We start from the raw sequence: 6,953 nt of genomic DNA on the forward strand, positions 1-6,953 counted from the left end.
CTGGACGCCTCACTGGTTCCGCCACACCCATGCCACGGCAATGCTCCTGGCCGGCGCCCCGCTCCATGTGGTGAGTCGACGGCTCGGACACTCCGACGTCCAGACAACTCTGGATCTGTATGCCTGGGTCACCGATGACGAAGAACTCCAGTCTCTTGCGGACTGGAGGACACTGACGAATCGATGGAGGAGCCCGGATGAAGTCGGCTGACGCACGAACTCTGGAGGCGCTGAGCCTCAACAACAGAAACCCCTTTACTTTCGAGGCAAACCACGGCTTGATCGACCAAGTCCCGTCGGATATGCGGTTGCTTCACTACACCCGGAGCACGATCCCGGCCCAGTATCTGCCGTTCTTTGCCTTCTACCACCCCAAGATCGGAAACATTCATCTGGATGGGCTCCCGCAGGTGATGCACCGGGAGATGCAGTACGTGATCTGGTCCATCGTCAAAGGTGGAGGCCGTGTTCCATGCGCCGGGCTAGGGCTGCTCATGCGGGAACTGGCAGAGACATCGCGCAGGTTAAAGGCAGAAGGGCATGGCTGGGAGAGTCTGATGGACCGCACGCCGACCCAGTGGAGGAAGGAGCTCAGCGTTTCCTGGGTGAAAAGAACCCGGGCGTTGCCAAATCCCTCAACTTTGAGGACTATGGCCGGGGCACTGGACCGAGCTGCGAAGTTATTGTGGTTCGCCTACGACGACGGCCCATGGTGGAAACGTGAAGTCTGGTCTCTGGAATTGGACTCCCGGATCCCGCGAGAGCGGGACAATCCTCCCAAAACGACTGCAATTCACTGGCATGAGGTCGCACCATCGTGGTTGAGGCTGGGCGCGATGTTCTACGTCAAGACCGAGCTCGAGCGAGGCGACATCGCATGGGCAACAGCGCTACAGCGACACAACGGAATCAAGATATTCGGCAGGTTCCTGACCGGGCGAAATGTCGATACACCTCTGCTGGCAAAGAACCCGCAGGAGTGCCGGACCCTGATGCTCAACTTCCTTACGGAAAGTGCCTTTAGGACACAAAGCGGCAGCCGACGCGAGCACTCAGGCACTTCCTCGATCGTTGCTGCGGTCCGCGGACTTTATGAATTCATGATCGATCACGCCGACGACGCGGCGCAGGCCGGAATCGATGGCCGCTGGGCAGCAGTGACCCCTGACTACCTTCGCCTCATACGCCCAGGCGACCTCCCCCGAAAGTCGAAGAAAAAGCCGCTCGACGAAACCCGGCTCTATTCCGAGCACACCATATCCCAAATCGCCCTCCACGCACCGCTACTGGCTGCGTCGAGGTCGGACGGAGGGCTGGGAGATCCCCAAGCAATGCGGATCCTTCTTCTGCTTCTGTCCACCGGCCGCCGCGCCAGCGAAATCTGCATGATCGACGTGAATCCACTGATCCCGGTACCCGGAGCCGAAGACACCGGATCGGAGCGAATCGCGAAATTGCGATACCAGCAGACCAAGATCGACGGAGCACCCGAAACGATCTTCATTGACTCGGAGGCCGTCGAGATCGTTGCCGAACAGCAGCGCTGGCTTAGAGACCACCTTGAGCGGAACCAGATCATGGGCCCGCTGCCGCAGTACCTGTTCATTCGAAACCATAACAACCTCCACGGCCAACGCCCCTACAGCAGCCACGTCTTCCGCACCCAGCTGCGCAAGCTGGTCGATCTCGCCGACATTCGTGACGAAAATGATCAACCACTCAAGCTCGCCCGAACCCACAACTTCCGGCACACCAAGGCCACGAATCTGCTCAATGCCGGCGTTCCACTTCACGTCGTTCAGCGATACCTTGGCCACACCACCCCCGAAATGACCATGCACTATGCCCAGACCCTGGACGCGACCGCCAAAGCAGAGTTCATCAAGTACCGGAAGCTCACAGTGGAGGGGAACTCATCGCTCATGCCCTCGGAGGATCTGTACGACCTCATGGCCCTGGATGCCCGCACGGACCGTGTCCTGCCCAATGGTTGGTGCACGCTCCCTCCCGCGCAGACTTGCGGCAAGGGCAACGCATGCCTGACCTGCGATCTGTTTGTCACGGACGAACGCTTCCTCGGGGTCCATGAGGGCGAGCTGGTCGCACTGGACACCTTGGTCGAGAAACGCCAGGATGCCCACCGGCAGCGGACCGGTGAGCCTATGAGCGAGAACCATGTGTGGCTGACCCTACGTCGCAGAGAACAGCGCGCCTTGGAAAATATCGTCGAAGCGATCAAAGATCCCTCACGCGGCGCTGCTCCAGTAGCGGGAGCAGGCACCACAGCGCGAACAGATTCCGACGTTCACAGGGCGCCGCGTCAGGTCTCTAGCTAAATGGTCAAGGGCAACACCGAGAACCTGCTCCGGGCCGCGCAGGCAAAAAGAGAAGCTGCCATCACCCGCGCCGAGGAGGGACTTCGGAGACTCCTCAGAACCGGCAGTCCTATCACTTTCCAAACTGTGGCGATAGAGGCAAGGGTCTCCAAAGACTTCCTCTACCGCACCACAGACCTACGAGAACGCATCATGGACCTTCGCGGCCAAACTATGTCCACCGCCGCGACTATGTCCACCGCCGCGCCAACGCGGGAGGCCCCACGGAACGACCCGCTGCACCACGACACCAGCAGCGTAGTCAGAACACTCACTGCCAAACTCACCCACGAACGATCAACCAGCCGCAAAAGGATCGCCGAACTAGAAGCTGCCCTAGCAGCCGCCCACGGCCAAATCCTCCAACTCCGGCGTCAGAATCTCCACCCCCCTGCCGACACTGTGTGATCCAAACAGGATGCGTGAAAGTCCGTTCCGGCACACTGACGTTTGGCACTACACAAAACGACGCCCCGGGAAAGCGGGTTGCGGAGCGGCCCATCTCGGGTGTCCCACTTTCTAAGCGAGCGGGACGGGCGCCATTAGGCGGACGATGTGTCTAATAGTCCGGTTCAGGGGAATATTCCTCGTCCTGAAATTCGATGTCTACTTCCAGTCCTGCAATGCTGATTTCTACTTCGTCGGTCAGCTCCAAGCCACACACATTGCATTCGAAATGCAGGACATGGAGTTTGCTCCAGTAGGTTGGTCCGCCTTCGTCGTAGTCGGGTTCACCGGCGCCTCTGTCCGCTTCGCCTGCCGCCCATCCGTTGAAGCCGCAGGCAGGGCATTTCATTTTTTCGTTGTGGTCTATGTGAGTTCTCCAGTAACCCTCCATTGAGGACAGTATTCCGTTTGCGGCCCTGGCGGGCAGGCTGGCGTGCAGCTCGGCCACGCGAACACGGGCGGCAGCAATTTTCGCCCGCACCACTTGCTGCCATTCGAGGGCGTCGGCTTCGACCATTTCCGGAGCGATAGTGGAGAGCTCCTTGCCCCACCAGCTCAGAGCGGTTGCTTTGTGGTGCAGTCGGACGTGTTCAGCGAAGCGAACCATCGGACGTATGGCGCTCCGCAGCATGTCCTGATGCACCACACCCATGTGCGCGGCTGCATTTCGCACACTCAAAACTGAGGGATCAGCCATAACCCACAATGGTGGGAGCAGTTTGATCTGCTTTAAGCGATCCAGAGCTTTACTGGCTTCCAAAGACCTGATGGCGAAAGCATCGGGATACTCGACGCCACTGATTTTCGTTCCGGAGTACTTGAGTATGGTGGTTGCGTCAGCATTATTAGGGATCAGTAGGACAGGGTCGACGAAGGCAAGCAACGACTTCGCCAACAGTTCGACAGAAGAGCCGACGCTGTAGGCCGCGTCCAATTGGTCGAACTCGTCTTGGGACGTGTACAGCAGCAGGGCGCGCTTCGCGTGCCGCCGCCCTACTTCGTGAAGATGGGCCGCAAGATCCGTATGTTTGCGGTAGTACTCGCCAAAAGGCCAATCGGCATGACGAGACTGTGCGGTGTAGCCAGTGCTCGGAGTCTCCATGCGCCTTAGCCTAGAGCTACGGCCTCCTAAACGAGGTCTGGCAGAATTCGCCGCATAATGTTGACCAGCTGAATTACACCATCGGCGGCGATACCAGCATCTCTTCGGGAGCCAGTCCCGCGGTGCTTGACCGCCTGGGCAAACTCAATGGTGGCTCGCGCAAGTTTACGGAGCTCGGCGTTAGCCGCGCCCTGAAGCTCCACTTCGACGTAACGATCGAGACGTTGCTTTGTGTTTCCGACCGGGGGCTCGACTGCATCCTCCTGGAGGTGCCGGCTCGGGTTGTAGACGGTCGCGCTCAGGCATTCGAGAACGATGACGCAGTCATTCCCGACATTGCGGAAGTCTTGCTCTGTTCGGGCTTGGCTGAAGTGTCGGCGCAGTTCCGCGAGTTCTTCATCGACTCGGGGCCACCCCGTTGTTCCTCGGGGAGAGATTGGACTGCTGAGCGTTGACTCGATCATGGAGAGCTCCAGCTGGACCAGGCGTTCGTGGATGTCGTCGAACAAGCGGCTCAATATATTTCGGCGTGCTTGATAGCTGTTTGAGGCACCCTCCCTGATCCAAAATTGACGGAATGTCCGGAAATCTCTGAAAGGCGGATCGAACTCGATTCTGAGCCGCTTAAGAACCTGTCGGAGCGCCAGCAATGCCCTGGCAGAATCCTCGGCATCCATTCGCTCATCAGCGTAGGGATTGCCGCCAGTCCCGAACGACTCGAACTCATCATGCACGAGACGAGCCAAGGCAACGGCTGCGTCAACATCCGTTATCCCGACAAGGGACCCAGTCAGGATTCCTTCGATCTTCTCTCGATTCAGGATTCGGTACCCCTCCAGAGGATTATCGATCCACAATTCATCAGCGCGCATGGAATCAGCCTATTTCGTTCGTAGACCTGCTCAGGGCATGCAGTTGTTGTTAGACCGCCAAGCCGGGGGAGCACTCGGCAGGGTAAGTTTTGGGGATGCCCCACCCTGGAATACCTGACCTCGCTGCGCGACTGGGAATCGGTCTCGGCCCCGGTGTCGAGCCGACCAAAGAAAATCTCCTGAGCGCTATCAACGTCGAACTCAGAGACCTGCAAGTGCCGCTACCAACCGCAGCGCAACACGCACGACAAGTTGCTCTCATTGAGGCCCGCGGTGAACTTCTTGGGACTGGCCAGACAGGGGTGCCCCTATCTACAGATCTAGTACCCATTTCACTCGTGAGTCAGATGGTGGAGGCCATTCAAAAAAACTTGGCCGAAGAGCCGACAGCCGCTCCCTCCCGTCCAGATGCAACTCTGACTATGAGGACAAACGTCAAAGCCACATCAACCCAGGCGTCGGCAGATTTCACGAAAGCACGCTCATTACCGTTCGCTGGGGCCGGAGCGCTCATACTCTCGGCCTACGGACTCAGAACCTACTTCAACGTTGGCGACGTGGAACTCCCATCGGACTGGTTCTATCCACTTTTTTGGGCAGCAGTCTCCGTCATCGGTGTCGGCTACCTCGCATCCACAATGGCCCAAAGGCAAGCCAGCCGAATCCTCCGGGCGCTTTACAATCCCGACGTCCAGGAAGAAGCTCTGAACCGTCTCGGAGATGAATCCTCAGACTACTTCGGCAGCCACAGCCAGAGAACGATTGAGATGGATGGCGAACCCGGAAGACCACACCGGGCTATTGACAGCGATGATGGAATCATCGTCAATCGAAGCCTGTATCGATATGGTCTACGCGATATCGCTTACGGGAGGATCGGGAGCATAGGGTCTATTGTGGACCTTCTTTCTACGATAGACCTCGCGGCGGCGACTGACGACGCTACAGGGTTGGCATTGGACCGTCTATGCGATCTGAAAATAATCGAGCCGGTCGTTTACCAGCGCCGCCAAGCGTTCAGACTTATATGGGACCGCCCAGAGATCGAAATCCACATAAGCAGCGGCCGCGAATGAACCTAGTAGTTGTCCGTATGGATGACGAGGGGTTTCTTACCGTCAGCAGTAGTGCCTTGAACTCGGCTTCATAGGTCAGAGGGGGATCTGAGGGGAGGCATGTTGGGTACGTGCAGACGAAAACAACATTGACCCTCTAGGACAATGCCCTTGCAGAAGGTTGGAGCTTCACGACTAGTCGATGACAAGCCTGAGGGATTTACGGGTCTCGAACGGAAGCAACTTAGCCGGAAGGAAAGCGTCCCGCCAAGGCTGTTCCATTTCCAAGGATGCAGGACACATCGAGGTGGAGAATTAAGGCTTCGTTATGGAGAAATGCTCTAGCACTTTTGCGGCGACATCGCGGGGCCCGCATCCGGATGTTTCGATGATGTTCTCGTCCAAATCCGCCTGCGCCAATCTTGACTGGAGCTCGCGGTAGCGATCGAGATGCCACAAGAGACTTGCATCCTGCTCCTGTGTATAGCGGCGACGGAGACGGCTCTCAATGTCCCGTTCCTCGGCAATGAGACGAACGGGACGCACTGGCAATTCAAAGGCAGCTTCGTACCGCGCGCAATCCTGCGGACTGGAGATCACACCGCTAACAATGAGCTGCCGCGGCCCTGTGCTTTTGTAGTTCCGCCAGACGGCCGCCATGTTGACGGCTTCGATGACGACGTTTGCGGGATCATGAGCGGCCGGTGGCCAAGAGCGGTGGAACCAATCGGCGTCCATCAGGCTGAACGGCTTGAGCGCTTCGACCATGAGATCACCAATGTGGTTCAACGTGGACGTCTTCCCAACGCCGTAGGATCCGTTGAGGAAGATGACAAATTCGGGGCTATTCAAGTCGTGTTGCTCTCCTCAGAATTGGGGCAGCTACGTACCCATCGTGCGCTGGGTGGCGCAACATCGGCCATGGTGCACCTCCTCTCCAGCGCTGGTCGACGGCGGGTAGGTGGGCCGTTTAGACCATGGCGGTAAGAAGGGGACGGGCGGTTGCTGCTTGCATGGCGGCTCCGTAGATTCCGGCTTCGTTCCTTAGGGTGGCGGGGACTATGGGGGTTCGTAGGCTGAGGTGGGGAAGGTATTCGTCTGT

7 protein-coding genes are annotated in these 6,953 nt (G+C 58.2%); 4 read left to right on the forward strand and 3 right to left on the reverse strand.

What is annotated here, in order from left to right:
• From HP499_RS18310 to HP499_RS18320, 3 genes are all read left to right on the forward strand, one after another.
• Positions 1-211, forward strand: a 211-nt coding sequence (locus HP499_RS18310; protein ID WP_172325614.1) for a tyrosine-type recombinase/integrase, incomplete at its 5' end; no start/stop codon positions are given.
• Positions 198-2,336, forward strand: a complete 2,139-nt coding sequence (locus tag HP499_RS18315; protein ID WP_172325615.1) for a tyrosine-type recombinase/integrase — start codon at positions 198-200, stop codon at positions 2,334-2,336. The genes HP499_RS18310 and HP499_RS18315, both read left to right, overlap by 14 nt.
• Positions 2,337-2,783: a DUF6262 family protein gene (locus HP499_RS18320; RefSeq protein ID WP_172325616.1), complete on the forward strand. Its 447-nt coding sequence runs from the start codon at positions 2,337-2,339 to the stop codon at positions 2,781-2,783.
• 151 nt (positions 2,784-2,934) lie between these two features.
• On the opposite strand, the gene HP499_RS18325 is transcribed toward HP499_RS18320, so the two are convergent.
• Together HP499_RS18325 and HP499_RS18330 are read right to left on the reverse strand one after the other, a co-directional pair.
• The gene (locus tag HP499_RS18325) at positions 2,935-3,924 is read right to left on the reverse strand and encodes a hypothetical protein (RefSeq protein WP_172325617.1); all 990 of its coding nucleotides are present in this window, start codon (positions 3,922-3,924) and stop codon (positions 2,935-2,937) included.
• A gap of 26 nt (positions 3,925-3,950) precedes the next feature.
• Entirely contained in the window at positions 3,951-4,796 is an 846-nt protein-coding gene (locus HP499_RS18330) for a hypothetical protein (protein WP_172325618.1), read from the reverse strand.
• A gap of 95 nt (positions 4,797-4,891) precedes the next feature.
• Between HP499_RS18330 and HP499_RS18335 the strand changes: the two genes are divergently transcribed.
• Positions 4,892-5,872, forward strand: a complete 981-nt coding sequence (locus tag HP499_RS18335; protein WP_172325619.1) for a hypothetical protein — start codon at positions 4,892-4,894, stop codon at positions 5,870-5,872.
• A 294-nt stretch (positions 5,873-6,166) separates the two neighbouring features.
• On the opposite strand, the gene HP499_RS18340 is transcribed toward HP499_RS18335, so the two are convergent.
• Positions 6,167-6,703 carry a hypothetical protein gene (locus HP499_RS18340; protein WP_172325620.1) on the reverse strand — a complete coding sequence of 179 codons (537 nt, stop codon included), beginning with the start codon at positions 6,701-6,703 and terminating at the stop codon, positions 6,167-6,169.
• Positions 6,704-6,953: the final 250 nt, after the last annotated feature.

It is taken from the genome of Paenarthrobacter sp. CM16 (genome assembly GCF_013179505.1).
GTDB lineage: Bacteria > Actinomycetota > Actinomycetes > Actinomycetales > Micrococcaceae > Arthrobacter.

What these genes read in the sequence shown, in the direction of transcription:
- HP499_RS18315 (WP_172325615.1), top strand. Translation starts at nt 198, where the DNA reads ATGAAGTCGGCTGACGCACGAACTCTGGAGGCGCTGAGCCTCAACAAC.
- HP499_RS18320 (WP_172325616.1), top strand. Translation starts at nt 2,337, where the DNA reads ATGGTCAAGGGCAACACCGAGAACCTGCTCCGGGCCGCGCAGGCAAAA.
- HP499_RS18325 (WP_172325617.1), bottom strand. Translation starts at nt 3,924, where the DNA reads ATGGAGACTCCGAGCACTGGCTACACCGCACAGTCTCGTCATGCCGAT.
- HP499_RS18330 (WP_172325618.1), bottom strand. Translation starts at nt 4,796, where the DNA reads ATGCGCGCTGATGAATTGTGGATCGATAATCCTCTGGAGGGGTACCGA.
- HP499_RS18335 (WP_172325619.1), top strand. Translation starts at nt 4,892, where the DNA reads ATGCCCCACCCTGGAATACCTGACCTCGCTGCGCGACTGGGAATCGGT.